At 54.6% G+C, this 22161-nt stretch carries 26 protein-coding genes; 11 read left to right on the plus strand and 15 right to left on the minus strand.

Annotated elements, in window-relative coordinates; translation table 11 throughout:
• The first annotated feature begins 144 nt into the window (after positions 1–144).
• Genes J1836_RS10315 through dnaQ form a run of 3 tightly spaced genes read left to right on the plus strand, consistent with a single transcriptional unit; the run spans position 145 to position 2070 of the window.
• Positions 145–915, plus strand: a complete 771-nt coding sequence (locus J1836_RS10315; protein ID WP_207251013.1) for a class I SAM-dependent methyltransferase — start codon at positions 145–147, stop codon at positions 913–915.
• Positions 902–1348, plus strand: coding sequence for a ribonuclease HI (gene rnhA / locus J1836_RS10320; RefSeq protein WP_443735671.1), 447 nt, complete (start codon positions 902–904; stop codon positions 1346–1348). The genes J1836_RS10315 and rnhA overlap by 14 nt, the downstream gene beginning before the upstream one ends.
• Positions 1345–2070 (plus strand): DNA polymerase III subunit epsilon, encoded by a 726-nt coding sequence (dnaQ, locus tag J1836_RS10325; RefSeq protein WP_207251014.1) that lies wholly within the window; start codon positions 1345–1347, stop codon positions 2068–2070. The genes rnhA and dnaQ overlap by 4 nt, the downstream gene beginning before the upstream one ends.
• On the opposite strand, the gene J1836_RS10330 is transcribed toward dnaQ, so the two are convergent.
• Both J1836_RS10330 and J1836_RS10335 read right to left on the minus strand, forming a co-directional pair.
• A complete protein-coding gene (locus J1836_RS10330) occupies positions 2067–2759 on the minus strand; it encodes an outer membrane beta-barrel protein (protein WP_207251015.1) in 693 nt (230 codons plus the stop codon). The genes dnaQ and J1836_RS10330 overlap by 4 nt on opposite strands.
• Positions 2760–2891: 132 nt before the next feature.
• Entirely contained in the window at positions 2892–5789 is a 2898-nt protein-coding gene (locus J1836_RS10335) for an AMP-binding protein (protein WP_207251016.1), read from the minus strand.
• Between the two features lie 144 nt (positions 5790–5933).
• Here J1836_RS10335 and J1836_RS10340 point away from each other — a divergent pair, with 144 nt between their 5' ends.
• The 8 genes from J1836_RS10340 to hypE all read left to right on the plus strand — a co-directional run bounded on the left by J1836_RS10340 (position 5934) and on the right by hypE (position 10911).
• Entirely contained in the window at positions 5934–6446 is a 513-nt protein-coding gene (locus tag J1836_RS10340; protein WP_207251017.1) for a hypothetical protein, read from the plus strand.
• Positions 6439–6780, plus strand: coding sequence for a hydrogenase maturation nickel metallochaperone HypA (gene hypA / locus J1836_RS10345; protein WP_207251018.1), 342 nt, complete (start codon positions 6439–6441; stop codon positions 6778–6780). The genes J1836_RS10340 and hypA overlap by 8 nt, the downstream gene beginning before the upstream one ends.
• Positions 6780–7529, plus strand: a complete 750-nt coding sequence (gene hypB / locus J1836_RS10350) for a hydrogenase nickel incorporation protein HypB (RefSeq protein ID WP_207251019.1) — start codon at positions 6780–6782, stop codon at positions 7527–7529. Before hypA ends, hypB begins: the two co-directional genes overlap by 1 nt.
• 81 nt (positions 7530–7610) lie before the next feature.
• Positions 7611–7826, plus strand: a complete 216-nt coding sequence (locus J1836_RS10355) for a hypothetical protein (RefSeq protein ID WP_093069052.1) — start codon at positions 7611–7613, stop codon at positions 7824–7826.
• 121 nt (positions 7827–7947) lie between these two features.
• A complete protein-coding gene (locus J1836_RS10360) occupies positions 7948–8460 on the plus strand; it encodes a glycine cleavage system transcriptional repressor (RefSeq protein ID WP_207251020.1) in 513 nt (170 codons plus the stop codon).
• Between the two features lie 14 nt (positions 8461–8474).
• Entirely contained in the window at positions 8475–8759 is a 285-nt protein-coding gene (locus J1836_RS10365) for a HypC/HybG/HupF family hydrogenase formation chaperone (protein ID WP_207251021.1), read from the plus strand.
• Positions 8756–9889 carry a hydrogenase formation protein HypD gene (gene hypD, locus J1836_RS10370; RefSeq protein ID WP_207251022.1) on the plus strand — a complete coding sequence of 378 codons (1134 nt, stop codon included), beginning with the start codon at positions 8756–8758 and terminating at the stop codon, positions 9887–9889. Before J1836_RS10365 ends, hypD begins: the two co-directional genes overlap by 4 nt.
• Complete coding sequence (gene hypE, locus J1836_RS10375; RefSeq protein ID WP_207251023.1) at positions 9886–10911, plus strand: hydrogenase expression/formation protein HypE; 1026 nt, start codon at positions 9886–9888, stop codon at positions 10909–10911. The genes hypD and hypE overlap by 4 nt, the downstream gene beginning before the upstream one ends.
• A 14-nt stretch (positions 10912–10925) precedes the next feature.
• Here hypE and J1836_RS10380 read toward each other — a convergent pair whose 3' ends face one another.
• The 13 genes from J1836_RS10380 to J1836_RS10440 are packed head-to-tail and all read right to left on the minus strand — an operon-like array spanning position 10926 to position 22001.
• Positions 10926–11420, minus strand: coding sequence for a ferritin family protein (locus J1836_RS10380; protein ID WP_207251024.1), 495 nt, complete (start codon positions 11418–11420; stop codon positions 10926–10928).
• Positions 11417–13219 carry an FAD-dependent oxidoreductase gene (locus J1836_RS10385; protein WP_207251025.1) on the minus strand — a complete coding sequence of 601 codons (1803 nt, stop codon included), beginning with the start codon at positions 13217–13219 and terminating at the stop codon, positions 11417–11419. The genes J1836_RS10380 and J1836_RS10385 overlap by 4 nt, the downstream gene beginning before the upstream one ends.
• Positions 13216–14388, minus strand: coding sequence for an NADH-quinone oxidoreductase subunit D-related protein (locus tag J1836_RS10390; RefSeq protein ID WP_207251026.1), 1173 nt, complete (start codon positions 14386–14388; stop codon positions 13216–13218). The genes J1836_RS10385 and J1836_RS10390 overlap by 4 nt, the downstream gene beginning before the upstream one ends.
• On the minus strand, positions 14381–14917 hold the full coding sequence (locus tag J1836_RS10395) for an NADH-quinone oxidoreductase subunit C (RefSeq protein ID WP_207251027.1): 537 nt from the start codon (positions 14915–14917) through the stop codon (positions 14381–14383). Before J1836_RS10395 ends, J1836_RS10390 begins: the two co-directional genes overlap by 8 nt.
• A gap of 5 nt (positions 14918–14922) precedes the next feature.
• On the minus strand, positions 14923–15564 hold the full coding sequence (locus J1836_RS10400) for a NuoB/complex I 20 kDa subunit family protein (RefSeq protein WP_093070252.1): 642 nt from the start codon (positions 15562–15564) through the stop codon (positions 14923–14925).
• Positions 15565–15568: 4 nt separating this feature from the next.
• Positions 15569–16474 carry a respiratory chain complex I subunit 1 family protein gene (locus J1836_RS10405; protein ID WP_207251028.1) on the minus strand — a complete coding sequence of 302 codons (906 nt, stop codon included), beginning with the start codon at positions 16472–16474 and terminating at the stop codon, positions 15569–15571.
• On the minus strand, positions 16474–19605 hold the full coding sequence (locus tag J1836_RS10410; protein WP_207251029.1) for a proton-conducting transporter transmembrane domain-containing protein: 3132 nt from the start codon (positions 19603–19605) through the stop codon (positions 16474–16476). Before J1836_RS10410 ends, J1836_RS10405 begins: the two co-directional genes overlap by 1 nt.
• Positions 19599–19955, minus strand: coding sequence for a sodium:proton antiporter (locus J1836_RS10415; protein WP_207251030.1), 357 nt, complete (start codon positions 19953–19955; stop codon positions 19599–19601). The genes J1836_RS10410 and J1836_RS10415 overlap by 7 nt, the downstream gene beginning before the upstream one ends.
• Positions 19955–20653, minus strand: a complete 699-nt coding sequence (gene mbhE / locus J1836_RS10420; protein ID WP_207251031.1) for a hydrogen gas-evolving membrane-bound hydrogenase subunit E — start codon at positions 20651–20653, stop codon at positions 19955–19957. The genes J1836_RS10415 and mbhE overlap by 1 nt, the downstream gene beginning before the upstream one ends.
• Entirely contained in the window at positions 20650–20901 is a 252-nt protein-coding gene (locus tag J1836_RS10425) for a hydrogenase subunit MbhD domain-containing protein (protein WP_093070244.1), read from the minus strand. The genes mbhE and J1836_RS10425 overlap by 4 nt, the downstream gene beginning before the upstream one ends.
• Positions 20898–21236: a monovalent cation/H(+) antiporter subunit G gene (gene mnhG, locus J1836_RS10430; RefSeq protein WP_207251032.1), complete on the minus strand. Its 339-nt coding sequence runs from the start codon at positions 21234–21236 to the stop codon at positions 20898–20900. Before mnhG ends, J1836_RS10425 begins: the two co-directional genes overlap by 4 nt.
• On the minus strand, positions 21236–21496 hold the full coding sequence (locus tag J1836_RS10435) for an MrpF/PhaF family protein (RefSeq protein WP_207251033.1): 261 nt from the start codon (positions 21494–21496) through the stop codon (positions 21236–21238). The genes mnhG and J1836_RS10435 overlap by 1 nt, the downstream gene beginning before the upstream one ends.
• Complete coding sequence (locus J1836_RS10440) at positions 21489–22001, minus strand: Na+/H+ antiporter subunit E (RefSeq protein ID WP_207251034.1); 513 nt, start codon at positions 21999–22001, stop codon at positions 21489–21491. The genes J1836_RS10435 and J1836_RS10440 overlap by 8 nt, the downstream gene beginning before the upstream one ends.
• Positions 22002–22161 lie beyond the last annotated feature (160 nt).

Below are 22161 nucleotides of genomic sequence, written 5' to 3' on the forward strand. Positions count from 1 at the left end.
TGTTGCCCCTGATTCGTCGTTATAATGGTGCTCAGGATCGCAGTGGAGTCAGTCAATGACCCTTCATAAGTTTTTCTGATTAGTCGAACTGCTGCGAATATAATACGTATAATGCTGGTGAACAAGGAAAAATCGCTGAACGTCATGCCAACAACCTCATTATCATCCGGCATTCAAGCGTGTCGGAATTGGTATGCTAGCGCTGCTGGGCAGGCGACCTTGCGGCGCGTACATCATTTGGTCAGTGGTATGAGCGCGGATATTTTTGGTTATTACGCCCTAGAAACGGGTGTTCTGGCTGGCAATACCTCGTTTTTGCAGGAATCACGCATTGCTAGCCAGTTTGTGCAAGGTGGGGTGAGCGGTGAACCCGTTAGCGTGATTGCTTCACCCGAACACTTGCCGTTTGCGTTAAACAATCTGGATTTGGTTATAGCGAGCCACGCTTTGGATTGCACGCGCCAGCCGCACCAAGTGCTGCGTGAAATCGAACGCGTGCTTGTTCCCGAAGGGCATTGCATCCTGATTGGCTTCAATCCGCTGAGTTTTAAAGGGGCAAGTCAGTTACGCCATGTGTTTAACCGCGAGGCGCAAGCCTGCCATTTTTACTCTACGTTTCGGGTGCGCGAATGGCTGAATGTATTGGGTTTTGAGGTGTTAGAAACCGCTTCAGCAGGCTTTTGCCCGATTGTGCGCGGTGATTACTTATTCAGGCAGACGCGTTGGTTCGATCGTTTGGGTAGCAAGTTTCACTTAATGACGGGCAATGTGTACATCATTCACGCCCAGAAAAAGGTATCCAATATGACACCGCTATTGCCTTCCCGTAAAGTGAAAGCGGTTTTGCGCCCCGGTATGGCAGTGAATCCGAGTGCTGGGCGTATTTCCCGCAAAGAGTCGAATGATGGTCAATAAAATCGTGGAAGTGTTTACCGATGGCGCGTGTCGAGGCAATCCGGGGTCGGGTGGCTGGGGGGCATTGCTGCGCTATAATGGAGTGGAACGCGAACTCTACGGCTACCAGCCGCTTGCCACCAATAACCAAATGGAATTGATGGCAGCGATTCAAGCCTTGGAAACCCTGACGCGCCCGTGTCAGGTGGTCTTAACCACCGATTCGCAATACGTCCGCCAAGGCATTACCGAATGGATGGCAGGTTGGAAACGCAAAGGTTGGAAAACCGCTGCCGGAAAACCTGTTAAAAACCAAGACCTGTGGCAACGCTTGGATGCGGCTGCGGCACAACACCAGATTGATTGGCGTTGGGTCAAAGGTCACAGCGGACACGACGAAAACGAACGAGTAGACCAACTGGCTAATAAAGCCATCGACGAGAAAAAACAATGACGCGCCAAATTATTCTCGATACCGAAACCACGGGTCTTGACCCTAAAGACGGGCATCGCATTATCGAAATCGGTTGCGTGGAAATGCGCAATCGCCGTTTGACGGGTAATAATTTCCACCACTATTTACAGCCTGACCGTGAGATTGAAGCGGAAGCCGAAGCTGTACATGGCATCAGCAGCGCATTCCTTGCCGACAAGCCGCGCTTTGCCAATATTATGGATGAATTGCTGGCGTATCTGCGCGGTGCGGAGTTGATTATCCATAATGCGCCGTTCGATATTGGCTTTTTGAACCACGAATTGCGCCTAGTCAATCCAACGCATTTACCCGTGACTGATTTCTGCACGGTGACGGATACCTTGGTGATGGCACGGCGCATGTTCCCCGGACAACGTGCCAGTTTGGATGCGTTGTGTAGGCGTTACGAGATCAATAACGCACACCGTACTTTGCACGGCGCGTTGCTTGACTCCGAGATTCTGGCGGATGTGTACCTAGCCATGACGGGTGGGCAAGTGAGCCTGATGCTGGGGGGGGAAGACGAAAGTAATGGCGGAATAGCGGGTGGTGGTAGCATCCGGCGAGTGGTGGCGGATGTTAGCCGTCTCCGCGTGATTGCTGCCAGTGAAGACGAGTTGGCGGCACACGCTGAACGCCTTGCCGCCATTACCAAAGCTGCTGGGGGGAAATGTTTGTTTACCCCGCCGCCAGTCGCTTAGAAATTGAATGTCGCGCCGACATAGAGCATGTCTGTGTCGGTTTTCACGCTGCGTAGGTCAGCGTAGTTTTTGTTAGCATCCAAATGCAGAAACTGGTCGCCTTTGCCGTTATCGAAGGTGTGATCCCAGCCTGCACGAATGCTCATCCGATCAGTCACTTCGTATTCAATACCGACACCTACCGTAGGGCTAACGCCTTTGTCAGTGGTTTTGTAGGTTTCGTTGATACCATCCAGATTGGTGTAGTCCATCTGGTTTTTGTTTTCCCACGCCAACACACCTGCTTTACCAAAGACCGAGGTTTTACGGCTCAAGCGGTGGTTGGCTTTGGCACTGATGCCGATACCACGGGTTTTTTGCCACGCATGAGCGCGTTCGGCACGACCATCAAGGGTGGGGCGGTGCATATCCGCATCGTAAGTTTTGCCGAGATCGGTGTAATCGACCTCAATACCCACGTTGCTAGTGAGGTTCGCGCCGCCGTAAACCTTATAAGCGCGATTGTCACGTTTATCATTGCGCATTTTGAAAGTTGAGCCATCGCACGAGGGGCAAAACTGGCTTTCCGTGCCGTTATTCGCAGATGCGCCCAACCCTGCACCGACGTAATACGGTGAATAGCCTGCTTCAGCCATCCCTGAACCCAGCAAGGCGGCAAGGCCAGCATTCACAACCAGAAACTTTTTCATGGGATGATTCCTTGGGGTAATTCAATAGAAAATTTTATTACCCTGATTTTAAAACCTCCTTGTTTGCTGAAGCTGCGTTTAACAGGATCAGTGGTTGCTCCCAGCAGATAATTGGGGTTGCGAAATCGCTGTTCAGGTTACACTCAACGCGACCTTTCGCGCCGACCCAAAGTCTGTCTTGCCGCTCCCCAGCTTCGGAATTTCCGCCAAACTGCGGATCGTCGATGGAATCATCAGCGGATTCATCCCGCCCGCCAGCAACGCCCGTTTCACCGCAGCTTCGTCATGTGTCCCCGCCATCAGCAATACAATCTTTTCGCCCTTCTTATCATCCGGCAAATTAACCGCCACTAATTCCAGCTCTGTATCCCCTAATATCTGCCGTACCTGCTGCTCCACCGCCGTCAAGCTGACCATTTCCCCGCCGAGTTTGGCGAAGCGCGAATAGCGGTCAACGATAGTGAGGAAGCCATCCTCATCCACATGTCCCTTGTCGCCAGTTTTGTACCAGCGTTGCCCATCAAGTTCGGCAATCGCTTGTGCAGTTTTTTCCGGCGCATCCAGATAACCTTTCATGACTTGTGGGCCGCCAATCAGGATCAAGCCATCCGTGCCTGTCGGCAAGGTTTCCAGCGTATCGGGGTCAACAATGCGGAAGCTCGTCCCCGGTACAGGCAAACCCACCGTGCCTTCGCGGTTAGCCGCTTGCACTTTCCAATAGCGTGTATCGAGTTGGTCGGGCAAGTTAACGGCGGCAACGGGTGAGGTTTCGGTTGCACCATAACCTTCCAACAATTTCTTGCCAAACTTGTCGAGGAACAGGCGGCGCACTTCCGGCGCAAGTTTTTCCGCCCCCGCCACCACGTAGCGCAACGACTGGAACATTAGCGGATGCACACGCGAATTTTTCGCATACAAACGCAGGAACGTCCCCGTCCCAAACAGCAAGGTTGCTTCGTAACGCGCCACACCCTTGGCAATATTCACCGCATCAGTCGGGTCGGGGTGGCACACAATCGGAATGCCTTCCGACAATGGCATCAGCGTACTCGCCAACAAACCGAAGGCGTGGAAGGTCGGCAATGTTCCCATGATTACATCGTTATCCAGCGTATTCAGCGCATCCGCCACCTGCCGCGCATTCACTGCCAAGTTACGGTGGGAAAGCTCAATGCCTTTGGGTGCACCTTCGCTGCCGCTGGAAAACAGAATCGCGGCAGTGGTTTCTAAGTCAATTTTTGCCACATACAGCCATTGCAGCACACGAGTAGGCAATAACATCACCATCAGGAGTGTGGTCAGTAGCTTGTGTTTGGGGATTTCTGCTTTCAAATCTTCGAGGAAGGTCAACGGCGTATCCGGCAAGATAGCGGCAATATCAATCCCACGTTCTTTGAGTTTTTCCAGAAAACGTTTGGAGGTGTAAACCCGCTGCAAGCCCGCCTGTTGCACCGCACTGTGGATCGACTCGCTGCTAGCGGTGTAATTCAAATTCACAATCGTTTTGCCCAGCGTCAGCACCGCCATGTTTGCAATTGCGCCGCCTGCACTGGTGGGCAATAACAAACCAATGTTCTGTTCTGGACTAAGGTGCTTGATCAGAGCAGCAAAGCGGAACACCGCTGTCATAAAACGGTGATGGCTCATCGGTTCGCCGATCACATCCGCCGCTGCCATGCGGAAACTCATGCGCTTGGCAGAACGCAGCCAGTTCACCGGAATCGGGTCGATCAGGTGCGAATACGCATCCCACGATGCAAACGACAAATCGAACACTTTCTGCTTCAACTCATGCGCGGGAATTGTCGTCGGTAATGCTTTACCAAATGACACCACGATGTCACGCTTGAAGCCAGATTGACGGTTTTCCCGTAAAAAGCCGCTGGAACGCGAAAACCGACTGCCCCACAAGCCGTGCAAGTAAAACGGCACAATCACCGCACCAGTATCTTTCGCCGCCTTTTCGTAGCCACGTTTGAAGTCGGCTAATTGCCCAGTGCGACTGATTGAGCCTTCGGGAAATAAGCACACCACTTCACTCGCTTTGAGCATGTCGGTCACTTTGTCCAATGAATCGGCACTCGCGCTGCTGCTGATGGGAATCACACCAAACAGATTGAGGAAGCCTTTCAGATACCAACGTTCGTAATAGCCTTTTTCGATCACAAAATGTAACTGACGCGGGGATGCCATTTGCACCAGTGCCCAATCGATAAAGCTAATGTGATTGCCCAGCAATAACACGCCCCCTGATGCAGGCAAGTGTTCAAACCCCAGCACTTTTAAACGGTAACGCGCCCGAAATAAGCGGCTGAACACGAAGCGCAATAGGGATTGCGGCATGTGGTACAGCGTATACAACGCCCCCGCGATGGTCGTGGCCGTCAGTAACGTCATTAACAGCGCATTCGGCAAGCCCAGCCATGCCAGCAACGCCGCTATTCCCACAAAGCCCAGCATTACCACACTTTGGGTTACGTGGTCGATGGGGGCGGCTTTGGGCAATTGCGCTGCCGGAACGTGGTAGCCCAACAAGGCTTGCAAGGGGGCAACAAACAGCCCACCCATAATCCCCAAAAACAGTAGCAGTGCTGCTTGGAATGGTGCGGCAGATGGCAAGCCCAATACGATAATACTTGCCATAATGCCCAGCGCCCCGACCGGAATCAGCCCCGTTTCGATGTGCGTGTCAGACATGCGTTCCGCAATGATCATGCCGATGAATAGCCCGATACCACTCAGCACCAGCACTGCCCAATGCGCGGGATAAATGGCGAGTAACGCCAATAGAATGCCCCAGAACACCGCTTTGCCCATAATGGTCAACCACAAATCGGCGTGCTGGCGTACTGTTTGCCAATCTTCACGCGTCCCCGCCGCGCGGCGGTAATGCACCGCGCTGAATAGGGCAAACGGCAGAATGACCAGCAAAATGGCAGGTGTTTGCCCCATCCAGGGGTGGAGCAGGGGACTAATCAATAGGGCGGCGATAAAAACCATCAACCCGTAAATGCGCATGATGTGCGGCATGGGTTTTCTCCTCCTCGGTATGTCGTTGTTATATGCCTGCACGATAGCGTTTAATGGATTTGTTATGCAAGGGGCATACGGAAAGTTGCGTATGGTACAACGTCGGGTATTATGGTTTGATTGTAAAAAGTAAGTATCCATCTCATGCAGTCATTGGAAAATCTGGTCGGTCAATTACAACTTACGCTGCATTACACCCGTGATGCGGGGCTGTGCCGGGTCAATGCAGTTCATCTTCACTCCAATCGTCTGTGCCTGAATGCCCATTTTTTGACGGGAAAATCCGTTGAGCTTGCCCCTAAACTCACCGGAATGCTGTTTAGTTTAGCAACGTGGGCACACATGGTGAGTTGCCTCGACAGTTCCCCCCCTGTTCCTGTTACCGTCGTTGCAATCGGTGGGCTTGAACGGATGGCGTTGCTGCCAACGGCGCGGGGTCTGCTCGTCCACCGTGTGGTGCAAGTCGACGGTTTGATTTGCACCTATCAAATCGTCGCCCCCACCGAATGGAATTTCCATCCGCAAGGTTCGCTGTACTCAATGCTCAGCAGCTTACAAGCCAAAAACGCGCTGGAATTACGTACCAAAGCCAAAGCCTTAATCACTGCGCTTGATCCTTGTGTGGCTTACCAATTGGAGATTATCCCCGATGCATGAAATGTCCCTGTGCGAAGGTGTGCTGCAAATTATTGAAACCGAAGCCAAGCGCCAACAATTCCGCAAAGTCAAAACTGTGTGGTTAGCAATTGGTGTGATGTCGGGTGTAGAAATTGAGGCAATGCGCTTTTGTTTTGACGTAATCGTGCGTAACACACTTGCCGATGGCGCTACACTGGAAATTATCGAAGTTCCCGCTGAGGCATGGTGCTTGGAGTGTGCGCAAACGGTTAGCATCCAGCAGCGTTACGATGCCTGCCCGCATTGCGGCAGTTACCAGCTACAAGTCACCAGCGGGGAAGAAATGCGTATCAAGGAACTGGAGGTAGAATAATGTGTACTGTTTGTGGATGTGGAACGGATACGGCTGAACATTCCCTGATTCGTGGGCATAGTCATAGCCACGCGGCGGGTTTGAGCAGTGCGCGGATGGTGCAAATCGAGCAAGACATTCTCGGCAAAAATAACCAATACGCGGCGCAAAACCGTCGGTGGTTGGCTGAACGTGGCATTCTTGCGCTCAATCTGGTATCCAGCCCCGGTTCGGGCAAAACCACCTTACTGACCGAAACCCTGACCCGCTTGCAAGGCAAAGTGCCGATGGCAGTGATAGAAGGCGACCAGCAAACCAGCAATGATGCTGACCGCATCCGCGCCACGGGTGTTCCTGCCTTGCAAATCAATACTGGCAAAGGCTGTCATTTGGATGCGCACATGGTCGGGCACGCGCTCGAATCGCTGCCCATCGCCAACGGCGGCATTCTATTCATCGAAAACGTTGGCAATTTAGTTTGCCCTGCGGCGTTCGATTTGGGTGAGGCGCACAAAGTCGTGATTCTCTCCGTCACCGAGGGTGAAGACAAACCGATCAAATACCCCGATATGTTCCATGCGGCGGATTTAATGATCCTCAACAAGATCGACTTGCTGCCGTATCTGACATTCGATGTGGCGAAATGCGAGGAATACGCTCGCCGCGTTAACCCCACTATCCAAATTCTGCATGTGTCTGCCACCAGTGGAGCGGGAATAGAGGGCTGGATCGACTGGTTAATTTGTGCCAAACCGCCAATTCAAGCATAATCTTTGCGCGGATTGATGTGTACTTTAACGTTATCCGCTTACTAAATTCTATGAAATCAATGTCAACAAGGAGAATGGATCATGGCAGAATGGCGTAAAGTGGCGAAAGGCTTCGTGCTGGCTGACGGTCATATCAGCATCAAAGAAGTCGATATGCTGCGCGAACTGGTGCTGAAAGACGGCGCGGTAAGCAAAAGTGAGCTGGATTTCCTGAAAGAAATCAAAGCAGAAGCCAAAACAGCGGTGAAAGTTCTGGATGATTTGATCGTCGAATGCGAAGCGATGGTAGGCAAATAAGCCAGCCGCGTAATCACGGATGGATAAAGACGGCGGCGCAAGCGATTGTGCCGCCGTTTTTTTATGTCCGGCGCACTGACCTGCTACAATCGAACCATTACAACCGCAATAAGGAGTTCTCATGCAATCCTCACTGGTACTGACTGTTCTTGGCTCTGACCGCGCTGGTCTGGTCAAATCCCTTGCTGAAGCCGTTACCGCCCATCACGGCAACTGGCAGGAAAGCCGCATGGTTCACCTCGCCGGACAATTCGCAGGGCTTGCCCACGTCACCCTGCCGCAAGAGCAAGTCGCCGACCTTAAACAAGCCCTACAAGCCTTGCAAAACGCTGGCTTGCAAATTTTGGTCACGCACAGCGAAGCTGTCACCTCGCGCAATATCACGCCGCTGACGTTGGAGCTGCTCGGTCACGACCGCCCCGGTATTATCCACGACATTACCCGCCAACTCGCCGCGTTGAACGTCAATATCGAAGAATTGGAAAGCGAACAACGTGCCGCGCCCATGTCCAGCGAGCTGATGTTCTACGCTCACCTCAAACTGGGCTTGCCAGATGGCGTGACGGCGGATGATGTGCAGGGGGCGTTTGAAGCGATGCCTGATCCGCTGACGGTAGACCTCAGTTTTAGTTAAGCAAGGAGAACAGCATGTGCCTCGGCATCCCCGGACAAATTACCGAACTGGTTGATCTTGAATTCCTCGTGGCTAAAGTGGACATCGGCGGGGTGAAACGTGATGTCATTATCACTTGCGTGGTCGATGATGAACACCCGGCTGAAAGCTGCGTGGGTGATTGGGTGCTGGTACACGCCGGTTTTGCGATGAGCCGGTTGGATGAGGAAGAAGCCGCACGCACGTTAGCCTTGCTGGCAGAACTCGGTGATATGCAGGCTGAGATCGACTTGATGCGGCAAGTGGAGACTTCCACATGAAATACATGGATGAATTCCGCGATCCGGCTACCGCCAAAAAGCTGGTGGAAGAAATCAAACGGCTTGCACCTATTGCTCGCGGTCAACGTGATATGCCGCTGCAAATCATGGAATTCTGCGGTGGGCACACCCATACCTTATTCAAATACGGCATCGAGTCAATGTTGCCCGCTGACATCGAAATGGTGCATGGCCCCGGCTGCCCGGTATGCGTATTGCCGATGGCACGGGTCGACGATTGCGTGGTCATTGCGGAACAGCCCGGCGTGATTTTCACCACGTTTGGCGATGCCATGCGTGTCCCCGGTACGTGCAAAAGCCTGTTGCAAGCCAAAGCGGATGGTTGCGATGTGCGCATGGTGTATTCGCCGATGGATGCGCTCGCCATTGCCCGCAAAAATCCCGACCGCGACGTGGTGTTTTTTGCGTTGGGGTTTGAAACCACCATGCCGAGTACGGCGCTGACGCTGTTGCAGGCACACCGTGAAGGGCTGAAGAATTTTTCGCTGTTCTGCAATCACATCACCACGCCTGCGACGATGCGGGCGATTCTCACCGACCCCGATTTGCGGCTGGACGGTTTCCTCGCACCCGGTCACGTTAGCATGGTGATCGGCGCACATCCGTATGATTTCGTGACCCGCGATTACCGCAAGCCGCTGGTGATTACCGGCTTTGAGCCACTCGATATTTTGCAAGCCTTGTGGATGCTGGTGAAACAGTTTGCCGAAGGGCGTTGCGAGGTCGAAAACCAGTATGCGCGGATTGTGCCGGAGGCGGGCAATGTCGAGGGGTTGAAAGCGATTGCCGAGGTTTACGAAACGCGGGAACACAGCGAGTTTCGCGGCTTGGGCAATATTGGTGATGCGGGTATCCAGATTCGGGAAACGTATGCGGCTTATGATGCGGAGAGGAAGTTTAAGCTGCAAGCGGCGGCGAGTACGCACGACCCCGAACACCTGAAGTGTGCGGATGTATTGCGCGGGGTAATGAAACCGTGGGAATGCCCGGCGTTTGCGAAGACGTGTAATCCGCAGAATCCGCTGGGGGCGCTGATGGTGTCGCCAGAGGGGTCGTGTGCGGCTTATTATGCGTATGGCAAATTGGCAAAGCGTAAGGAAAACACATGAATCTTGCTGGAACAATTACCCTCGCTCACGGTAGCGGCGGACGCGCCATGCACCAACTGGTAGACAACCTGATCCGCCAGACTTTCACCAATCCGCTGCTGGAAGAGGGCGAAGACCAAGCCCGCATCCCGTTGGCAGAACTGGTTGCGCAAGGTGACCGCCTAGCCTTCACCACTGATTCCTACGTCGTCACCCCGCTGGAATTTCCCGGTGGCAATATCGGCACGCTCGCCATCAATGGCACGGTCAACGATCTTGCTGTTGGGGGCGCAAAACCGCTATACCTGAGTTGCGGTTTTATCATCGAAGAAGGTTTGCCGCTGGAAACCTTCGCCCGCATTCTGCAATCCATGCGGCTCGCAGCGGATGAGGCAGGTGTGCAAATCGTCACGGGTGATACCAAAGTGGTGCAACGTGGCGGAGCGGATAAGCTGTTTATCAATACTGCTGGCGTGGGGGTGATTCCGGCAGGTTTCAACCCGTCCGCTGGCGGTGCGCAAGTGGGCGATGTGGTGATCGTCAACGGTTGGTTGGGCGATCATGGTGCGGCTATCCTGAATGCGCGGGGCGATTTGGCGTTGGAGGCGGACATCGAATCCGATTGCGCCCCGTTGAATGCGTTGGTGGAAGCGATGTTTGCAGTTTGCCCCGACATTCATTGCTTGCGTGATGCAACCCGTGGCGGGTTGGCGACGGTGCTGAACGAATTTGCGGAACGTTCTAACGTCGATATGGTGTTGAAGGAAGAATTTCTGCCGATCCGTACCCCGGTGCGCGGTATGTGCGAGATTCTGGGTTTAGACCCGCTCTATCTTGCCAATGAAGGTAAACTGGTGGCTGTCGTCCCCATCACCGCAGCACAAGCCGTGTTGGCTGCGATGCAACGCATTCCTGAGGGTTATCATGCTTGCATCATCGGCGCAGTGATGGAGGGTGACGGGCATGTGATCTTGCAAACCGCTTTCGGTGGGGAACGGATTGTGGATATGCTGCCGGGTGAACAATTACCCCGGATTTGCTGACAGCAGTATAAATTTCACACCCCGCCACTATGCACCGTCGCGTAGTACAGTTTCTCCAGCTCATTTTTATGCTTGGTTTCTTCATTCGCAAGGTACAGGAACAGGTCGTGGATCGGCCCCGCTTCCGTGCCTTGCGCCAAGGCGTGGTATTGCTCCATCGCCGCATGTTCGCGCCGCAAGGCATACTGTAACACCGCCTGATCGTCCGGCTGTTCGCCAAGGTCGGGCAGGTGGATGCAGTCGGAAAACTTGTGGTCACTGGTAGGCCGTTCCACTTCAACTTTGAGTTGCTGCTCCAGATCGTCACGCGCTGCCATTTGGGTAAACAGGTCGTAATGCTCTTGTTCTTCTGTCGCCAGTTCTTCCACCAGATAACGGATACTTTTGTGTACCTTGGGAATCAGGTCGGTGTAGAAATCGCGGGCAGTGCGTTCAAACTCGGTTGCCACTTCCAGGATTTCCTTGAGGGTGGTTTTGCTTTGCAGCCGTTGGATGCTGGCTTCGCTCATGCGGTTGCCTCCTGTGGGGTAAGAGCGCGGTGGATGCTGGTGGCGACGCGGTGGCCGTCGGCAACAGCGTTGATGACATCGGGGCCTTTGACGCAATCGCCTGCTGACCACAGCCAGTTTTCCGAAGTGCGTCCGTTCGGGTCAATCTGGATGCGTCCACGGTTCCATTCCAGTTTTTCGGTGAGTGCATCGCCGAGCAGGCTGACATCGGCCATTTGACCGATGGCTTCGACGATCATTTCACCTTCGTGGATTTGCTCGTCTGCCGGGTCGTATTTTGGGGCGAAGCGGCGTTCTGCATCGAATATCGACAAGACTTTCCAGGTTTTTAGGCCAAGCAGCTTGCCGTTGTCGTCGATCACGCAGGCTTGTGGGCCACGGCTGTCGAGGATGTTGATTTGCTCTTCCAGCGATTCCTTGATTTCCACCGGATCGGCGAGGAAATGCGCCTTGTCTTCCAATGCGGTCAGGGTCACGCGGATTTCGCCGTAGTGCTGCAATTGCAGGCGTGCCATGCTGCGGGCAATGTCCATCGCCACGTTGCCGCCGCCGATCACGACCATGGATTTGGGTACGTCAATCGTTTCGCCAGCGGTAATCTGGCGCAGCAGGTCAACCGCTTTGCGTACCTGTGGGTGGTCGGAACCGGGAATGCGGGTGGAACGCCCTTGATGCAAGCCGATTGCCAGCACTACTGCGTCATAATCGGCTTCCAGTTGCTGCATGGTAATGTCCGTGCCAACCCGCTGGTTGTATTTAATTTCCACACCCATTGCGGTGATCACGGCAATGTCTCTGTCCAACGCGTTGTAAGGCAAGCGGTATTCGGGGATGCCGTAGCGTGTCATGCCGCCACCCGCTGCTTGCGCTTCATAGACCGTGACCGCGTGACCCAAACGGGCAAGATCAAACGCCGCCGTCAGACCCGCAGGCCCCGCCCCAATAATGGCAACTTTCTTGCCCGTCGGGGCAGCCGGTTTGCCAATTAATTCAATGACTTTTTCTTGCGGCACTTGATCAATGATGTGGCGTTTGAGCCAGCGGATGGCAATCGGATCGCCTTCGTGCCGTGCCGCACACGAATCTTCGCAACAATGCGTACACACCCGCCCGCACACTTGCGAAAACGGGTTGGTTTCGTACAGCAATTGTACCCCGCGTTCGTAATCGCCGTCCCGCACCGCCTTGATGTAGTCGGGAATCGCCATGTGCGCAGGGCAAGTGGCAATGCACAAGCCGCAAGATACGCAACGATCAGCTTCCAGTTTGGCTTGTTCGATGTTGTAACCTTGGACGATTTCGACAAACGAATCCAGCCGCGCTTCTGGGTGCAGTTCTGGCATTTCCTCGCGTGCCACGGGCATCAGATGCTTTTCATCATGACGCTGGTAGCCGAGTTCGGCATTGTCCCAATATTTTTTGTCCACGCCGGGGGTAAAACGGAACAGGTCGGGGTCGCTTTCCACCCATTTGTATTCATTGGACATGGTGAGCGAGCCGGTCATGCACACGTCCACACACAGCGCACACCAGCAGCACCGCCCGTAGTCGATACGCGGGCGCAAGCCGGAATCACCTTGCACCGCCGGAATGCCTTCTACCGGCAGCATGTCAATCGCACCGTTTTGGCAAATGGTTTCGCAGGTTCCGCAGCCGATGCACTTGTCCATGTCATTCTTGTGGAAGCCGCGATAACGCGCCGCACCGGGGCGTTCATTGAGCGGGTCTTTGATCGTTACCGGGTCGCGGAACAGGTTTTTCCAAGCGGTAAACGGGGATAGTACGTCACTGATACTCATCGTTCGATCTCCGGCGGGTAGGTGTGCAGCGACACCAGCAAAGCGGCAACATCAGAAATATTGGCGTTGATGACCATGCGTTCAAACAGCGCAATCGAATGCGTGTAAGACGGCCCGCGCACATTCACCCGGCGCGGGTAGCCGCTGCCATCGGTGACGAGGTAATAACCGTATTCGCCGCGTGAACATTCGCCACGGACATAGGTTTCACCGCGCGGAATTTTCCAGTGCAACACATTGGGCAACTTGGTCATCACCGCGCCCGTTTTGGGCAGTCTGCTCAAAATTTGCCGGATCAGATCCAGCGACAGCAGCAAGTCACGGCGGCGTACATCCGCACGGGTGTAAATGTCGGAATCCTTGCCCGTCACCGCCTCAAATTCCAGTTCGGGGTAGACCAGATAAGGCTGGTCTTTGCGCACGTCTTTGGCGACTCCGGCGGCGCGGGCATTTGGGCCGGTAATGCCGTAACTGTCCAGCCATGCGGTATCAATCACGCCCACGCCGACCGCACGTTTCTTGAACACGGCATTGTGGAACATGACCCGATCCACATCCGCCAGCACGCTTTCGATTTCGCGCAAGGTTTCTTCCATGCGCCCGGCAAACCCGTCTGGCAGGTTATCGCGCACCCCGCCGGGGATAATGAACATGTGGTAAATGCGTGCGCCAGTCAGCTCCTCGAAACGGTCGAGCATCAGGTCACGCACATACGTTGTCCATTGCCCGATCACGCCTTGCCCGAAGGCACCGGCTTGCCCGCCGAGGTACATCAGGTAGCTGTTGACGCGCCCCATTTCCAGAATCAGGGTACGGATCCAGTGCGCCAGTTCGGGGATTTCCAACCCGGCGAGTTCTTCGACGGCAGCGGCGTAGCAGTATTCGTTGAAATCGGGTTCGGGGACGCAAATGCGGCACACAATCGGGAAGCACTGCATGAAGGTGCGGCGTTCCATCAACTTTTCGAAGCCGCGATGCAAATAGCCGACGTGGGTGGTGGCATCCACCACTTCGTCGCCGCACACGGTCAGTTCAATCGCCATATTGCCGGTAATGCCGGGGTGTTGCGGGCCTTGCCACAGTTTCAGGTATTTGCCGGAAGTGAGGTCAATGTCCAGTGTGCCGTCGGCTTTTTTCTGCGGGTATTGGCTGCGGTCTAACTCAAACATCGCCTTTGTCCCCGTACAGTTGTTGTTTCATGTGCGCTGCCGGGTCACGGGTTTCGCGCCCTGGGCGTTCGCGGTAAGTGGCGCGTGAATATTCGAGGGTATCGAAATCGCGGCGGTAGGGCGGGGCGGCGTTCCAGCCTTCCAGAATGAAATCGTCCATCAGGCGTGGGCTACCGGGGAAGTCGATGCCGAACATTTCGCGCAATTCGCGTTGGTAAGTCGCTGCGGCTGCCCACAGGTCGTGGATGCTTTCCATGCTGGCATTATCGCGGGCAATCATTACCCGCAAGCCTAAATCTTGGCATTTGGCGCGGTTGTTGATCAGGTAAGTGAGCTGAAATTGCCCATCTTCCAGCCAGTCCACTGCCGTTAACAGCACCAGATGGGTGAAACCTTCCTGATCACGCAAATGCCGTAACAGGGCGTGCAGGCGTACCGCTTCCACTGTAATAAAGGCGAGGTCGGCGCGTTGCCGGGTGAATTCGCCCAGTGAGAAACGTTGTGTGAGGGTGTCGTAAAGTTGCTGCATAATGCTCACCAGTTGTAGTCCGGCATGTCCCAATCGTGGATGACGCTTTTCTGGTTGGCTTTGTACCAGTCAAAGTTGGCGGCGTATTGGTTTGCGCCTTCGGCTTTGCCAGCGCGGATGATTTTTTTCAACTCTTCAAACCCTGCCAGCAAGGCTTCCGGGCGCGGCATACAGCCCGCGATATACACATCCACCGGCAAATAATCATCCAGTCGCTTGATGGTGTTGTAGGAATCCCAGTACATGCCGCCGTTAATGGTGCAAGACCCTAACCCCACCACGTATTTCGGTCCTTGCATCTGCTCGTAGGAACGGATCACGCGCTTGAGGGTTTTCACCGACAAATAGCCAGAAATCACAAACAGGTTGGACTGGCGCGGGGTAGGCCGCCACTGAATGCCATAACGGTAAGCGTCGAAACGCGGTGTCATTAGCGGGCGCATTTCGATCGCTCCGCAACCCGTGCCAAAGCCCAGAATCCACAGCGATTCGGAACGCGCCCAGTTGAACAGCTTTTCAATAATCGCGGTGTACGCAGGCGGTTGCACCGTGGGGCCTGCTTCGCAGTAATAATCGCGCAGCGGGTCAATTTCGATTTCCTGACCATCCGGCGTTTTTACAATGCGTTTGAGTAATTCTTCTTTCATAACCTTACACCAGTACCACGGCGAGGATGCCCAACGGCACTGCCCAGATTAAAAACCAGCGGATCGACTGTTCCACCCGGAAGCGTGGGAATACCACCCCGACAAACGCCGACACCATGTAAATCAGGAATACCTTGAGGAAAAATTCCGGCCAGCTTCCCGCCCCGCCAAAGAACAGGTTCATGTACACCACGATCTTGGCGACCGGGAACAACGCCCGGTTGGTCTGCATCATCGCCAGAAACGAGGAATGGTATTCGGTCGGCGGGCCAATGGGGATTTCCTGCGGCGCAAGTACCACGTCAAACGGTGGGCGCATCATCGAACCGAGGAACGACATCATCGCCGCCGCCACCGCTAACGGATTGGTAAATAATGTCCAGTGCAACACCCCACCTTGCTGTGCCGCTACAATCTCGGTCACAGAAAGCGTTTGGTATTGCAAGGCCACCGCAAACACCGCTAGTGCAAACGGCAATTCCGCCGCCGTCATCTGCGACAAGCCACGGGTAATGCCAATAGCGGAATAGGGATGCCCGCTTTCCGCCGCACCCAATGCCATGCCCAGCGTGCCAAAGAACACAAAATACAGCGCGAGGATCAAATCGCCCGCAAACGAAAAGTTGGCGAACATTTCCGAGCCGTAAATGCTCGGCACAAACAGCAACAAGCCCACCCCGCCGGACAGCCGGAACACCGGCCCCAGATAGAACATCACCCCGTGGGTAATGGAGGTACGCAGCGCATAGTTTTTGATCATGTCAATGTAATTCTGCCAAATGGGGATACCATGCCGCCGCCCCACCCGTGCGCCGATTTTTTGTACCAAAGCCGTCATTAGCAAGCCGTAGTTGATGACAATAAACAATGTCAGCAACGCCCACGGGATTCTCATCCATTCAAATTCCATCACAAGCCCCCCATCCACAACAGGTAGACGATAATCACAAAGGCGAGCAGGTGAATGGCGTAAGTCTGCCCATTCCCGGTATACATCCGCCGTAAAATATCTGCCGCCGAATGCAGCAATTCCGTGAGGGTTTCCCAAAAAATTGTTACCAGCGGCTGGGTCAAAAAGCCCAGTGCCTTGCGGTACGGTGCGAAGAAGTTCCAGGCAAAATGGGTGGTTTCCGGGCGGAACGGGCGTTCACCGGCAAACACAATATTGAACTGCTTCACCGGCTGCGCCCTGCGGTTGACGAACAGCAACCAAGCAAACAGCGTGGCAAAAATCACCCCGATAATCAGCATGATCGACACCGGACTCCAGTAACCGAATTCGCTGGTAATGGTCAACCCTGCCCAATCCAGCCCATTCTGCCCACCAAAGAACGGCGCAAGGTAAGCATCCACATGCCGCAACGCCATGCCCGGAATCAGCGCGAACACCAACAAGGCAACCACAAAAATCATCTGCGGCAACACAATCCAGAACGGTGCTTCTTTCACGGTGCGCAATTCATCTTTCAACTGCCCCAAGAAAATGGTGTGAATCAGGCGGAACAGGTACAGGAACGCAATCGGCCCCGCAAGGAAAATAATCACCATCGGCAAACGGTATTCCGCCGTCATAATCGCATTGTAGAAAATCCAGCGTCCGCCAAACCCGGAAAGCGGCGGCACACCCGACACCGCAATAATCCCGATCAAGGTTGCAATGAACGACAGCGGCATCAGCGTAATCAAGCCGCCCATGCGGTACATATCGCGTGTGCCGGTACGTTTGGCAACCCCGCCCACTGACAGGAACAACATCGACTTGTAAATGTAATGGTTAATGACAAACATCAAGGCCATCAGCCAGCCCAGATGGTTCATCATTGCCAGCCCAAACAGCGCGTAACCCATTTGCCCGATGGAAGAATAAGCCAGCAAGCGTTTCGCATCTTCTTGGAAAATTGCTAGCAAGTTCCCAATCAGTGCCGAAATCGCCCCAATCCACAGCATCACGTGGGTGAGTTCTACCCCGTACAATTGCTGCTTGCCCATTGTCATCAGCAACACGAACAGCCCGAACAGCCCCGCTTTCAGCAAGATACCGGACACCAGCGGTGATACATCGGTTTCCGCTTCCGCATGTGCGCCGGGCAACCAGATATGCACACCCACCGCCGCCGTTTTGGTCATGAAACCAATCGCCAGCAGCGCAAATACCCACGGTGCAAACGGTTCTGCCACCTGTGCCAACGCCGCAATTTTAAAGTCCGGCACACCTTGCGCCGCCAGTGCAAACCCCGCCAGCATCAGGAATGCCCCGCCCAGCGAGAACACAATATACGACAGCGCGTGTGGTTCAGAATGCTTGCCGCGCAGAATCAGGAAATACGAACCCACCGTCAGCAATTCCCACGCCGCAAAAAACGCAAACGAGGTTTTGGCTTCAATCAACATCGCCAAGCCCGCAAACATCAGCATTGCTGCCGGGTAGAATCCCACCCGCCGTTGCTGCGTCTGGAAACTTGCCAGCAAAATAATCGCACCACCCGGCAACATTACCGCCGCAAAAATCAATTGCAGCGCATCGTAACTGGGGTAATGCAGGTAAAACCAACCGACCAGCCCAGCAATTGCCAACCCGTTTTTGAGCTTGGCAGGTAGCCAGTCCAGCGGCAAAAACAGCAGCGCAAACAACAAAGGGATGGCGTGCAACAGATTGCCTTGCCCGGAGAGTTCGCCCCACAAATAAGCCAATAACCACGCAACCACTACCGCACTCAAGGCAACATCTTCCTTGATGGCTTGCAGCAATAATCCCGCTTGCGGCTGTTCACGCTTAAGCACGTAGCCAAACCAGCGGAACAAATACGCCGCTTCCAGCAATGCCCCAAACAGGATCAGCCCCAACAACCACAATTGCCCGTTTGCTGCCAGTGCGTGCGCCAGTTCCCACTTGGCATAAAAGCCGGGGAAGGGCGGCAAACCCACCAACAAGGCAATAAAGGTGACAAACGCAAATACCAGTACCGGATGCCCGCGTAACGCAGCCCAGTCACCCAGGCCCCGCGCTGCCACCAACCCGGAAAGCCAGAATAAGCCCGCTTTGGCAACCGCATGAGCCAGCAAGATACCGCCTGCCACAAAATAATACTGTTCCCCCAGCAAATCGCGCTGCCCGATTACGGTCAGGATCAGCCCCACCTGTGCTATCGAGGAATAGCCCAGCAACCGCCGGTCATTGTCTTGCACCAAGGCAAAAATATTGGCAACCACAAAGGTTACAATCCCGATGGCACTTGCCAGTGGCAACCATTGCGCCCCGCCAATCAGCAACAGCTTGTCCGCCGCGTACACGGTTGCTGCCCCGGTTGCTGCCGAAAACAGTGCCGCAAATGCAGGGTGTGCCGATTCATAAATGTCCAGCCCCCAGCCGTTGGCAGGGAAGGGTTTCAACTCTGCCAGCACCGCCATCAACATTAGGAAAAACGCCAACGCCCCGCCTTTGAACAAGTCGGCTTGCGCTGCTGCCATGCCGTCGATGTTGAGTGTGCCAGTGGCGTGGTAGGCAAATACCATTCCCACCAGCATCAGGATGGACACCAGTTGCGACACAATCAGGTATTTCAAACCAGCCCCCAACGCCCGCCGATCCGCTGACAGCAGCACCAGCCCACCGGTAGAAATCACCACCAGTTCCATGAACACAAACAGGTTGAACAGGTCACGGGTGAAAATCACCCCGCAGGTGGCCATCACGAAAATCAGCAGCACCGCCATTGCCCGCCGCCCCTGTTTGAACAGGGTATCGCGCATGTACAGCGCGGCGTGCAAACCCGTCAACGCCATCAGTAAGGCCAGTGACGCTTCCGCCAGCCCGACCCGGAAATTGATCGCAAACGGTGGTTGTGTCCCTGCGGTGAAGATTTCAACCGGCGCAGCCCCTTGCAGCGCAAACGCCCACAGCCAGCTTCCGGCAATCCAGCCCATGAGCGCGAGTGCGAGGAGGGTTACGCCATAGGCTGCCCGCTGCCATTTTTCCGGCAACAGGCCGAGCAGGAACGCTGCCCCCAGCCCGACGGCAATGATGTAGAGTGGGCTTACCATTTCAAATCCCTGCATTTGGAAATATCGAGCGTGCCTTTTTCTTCGTACAACTTGTAGGCATACGTCAGCATCAAGGCTGTTACCCCCAGCCCAATCACGATGGCGGTCAGCACCAACGCTTGCGGCAATGGGTCAATAATGCGGGTGACGGCATCCGTCATCGGTACGGCTTCATCCAGAATCGGCGCAGTGCGCCCGCGCATATACCCCACCGCTACCAGCACCAGATTCACGCCGGTATTGGCGACGCTGAACGAGACAATGATCCGCAAGATATTACGGTTGGTGAGTGCGCCATACAGCCCCATCAGGATGAGGATGAAGCCTGTTGCCATTGCGATCCAGTCCATTATGATTGCTCCGTTTCTGCCAGATGGGTCAGCATGGAAGTGAATTCAGCCCCGACTTTGAGACCGATAAAGCTGTAAATGATGGGCATGACACCCGCTGAAAACAGTGTGCCGAATGCCCCGTTGGGCAGCACCCGGCTATCGAGGAAGCCGCCTGCATACACCAGCCCCAGCACCCCCAGCCCGATGAAAAACAAGCCCGATACCGCTTCCATGACCGCGATCAGGCGGTGACTAAAGCGTTTCAACGGATCTGTCAGCAACAACAGCAACGCCGCCGATGCCACAATTGCCCCGCCCTGAAAACCGCCGCCTGGGGTCAAATGCCCGTTGACGAACACATACACGCCCAGCAATAAAATCAGCGGCACTAACAGGCGGCTACCCGTGGTCAGCAATTCCCCTGCCGCCGGTAACTGGCGTTGCAATGCGCGGTGTTTACGTCCACGCGCCAACACCATGCCAATAATAGTGGCGGTCAAAAACAGCACCGTGACTTCACCCAGCGTATCCAGACCCCGGTAAGTGACCACAATCGCGGTGACGATATTGGCAGCACCCAAATCCTGCGCGGTGTGTTCCGCGTAGTAACGTGCTGTCAGGTTGAGTTCCTCGCTTGGCGTATAGCCCAGCAACAGGTCGGCAAAGATTGCCCCCAAGCCCAGCAACAGCAGGAAAACCGCAAAACGTCGGATCATGATTGGCCTCCGCGCACGCGCCCTAGCACAAAGAAAAACAGGAAGGTAGTCAAGCCGCTGCCAATCGCCGCTTCGGTCATTGCCACATCAGGGGCAGCGAGAAACAGGAATAGCACCGACGCAAACAGGCTCACCAACCCTGCCGCCAACATCGCGGTGGCAATCCGGGTGGCGCGAATCGTTAGCCATGCCACGCCAATCATGGCAACCGCCAGCAATACGCCGATGCTCAGTAATACGGTATTCATGCTTTGCCCTCTTGGTCTTCTGCCAACTGGTCAATCTTGGTCAATGGGGTTTTTTGCGCTCCGCGTCGGTGGGCAGTGTTCGCCAGCACCTGAGCGGAAACGGGGTTAGTGAAGATCAGGAATACCCCAATCAGCAATAGTTTCCAGCCCCATGCGGGTTGCAAACAAGCTGCCCCGGCAAGGGTTAACAAGGTTCCCAATGTGGTGGTTTTTGTGCCTGCCTGAATGCGGTTGAAAACATCCGGCATCCGCAGCAGCCCCAAGCTACCGAACAGCAGAAAGGCCGCGCCGCTGACCAGCAGCAAGCCACCGATAATGTCGATTAGCAGTCCCATCAGAACCTGCCCTCCAGATAGCGGGCAATGGCGATTACCCCCAGGAATGACAACAGCGCGTAAACCAACGCCGCATCCAGATAAATGCCCCGGTTTTCCACCAAGGCCACCAGCACGATGAAGGTAATCGAAATCACCGTCAGCACGTCAAACGCAACCACACGGTCTACCCGCGATGGCCCGCGCACAAACCGCGCCAGTGCCAGCAGGAATGCCAGCCCGGCAAGCGTTCCGGCAATGGCAATCAACACCTCAACCATACATCACCTCAAGGTAAGACTCGAACCCGCTGACAATTTCCGCCGTGGCTGCCTCAATATCCGTTGCACCCAGCGTGACGCAGTGTATGTACAGCCATTCACCCGCCATCTCGACGGTTAGCGTTCCCGGTGTCAGCGTAATGGAATTCGCCAGCATCAGCCGCCCCATGCGGCTTTTTAGCCGGGTGCGCACTTTAACGATACCCGGCGTAATCGGGAGTGAGGGCGACAACACAATGGCAGCCATTTTCAGATTGGATTTGAACAGCTCCTGCAAGAAGTAGCCGTAGTAACGGAAGCCCGCCACAATCGCTTGCGGGGTGAAGCGGAATTCGGTGAAAAACGACAGACCATCGCGGTAGAGCAGGGCGATGATTAATGATGCGACTGCGCCGACGATGAGGACATCAGTATCCAGCTTGCCGCTTAGCATTAGCCAGAATAACGTCAGGGTCGCAAACAGGATGACGGTATCGCGCCACTTGCTAGATTTGCCCGTACTCATAAGTTCTTCTTCTCCCACATGATGCTGTCTGTATTGTGATCAGTTTTATTAGTATGTAACTATATTCTTCATTACCATGCGGATAAACCGCGACGGTGGTTTTTTTCTAGCTATTCTGACAAAAGGCAAGGTTTCCGCTATGCTGCCCAGAAAACAGTTG

It is taken from the genome of Thiothrix fructosivorans, from assembly GCF_017349355.1.
GTDB lineage: Bacteria > Pseudomonadota > Gammaproteobacteria > Thiotrichales > Thiotrichaceae > Thiothrix > Thiothrix fructosivorans.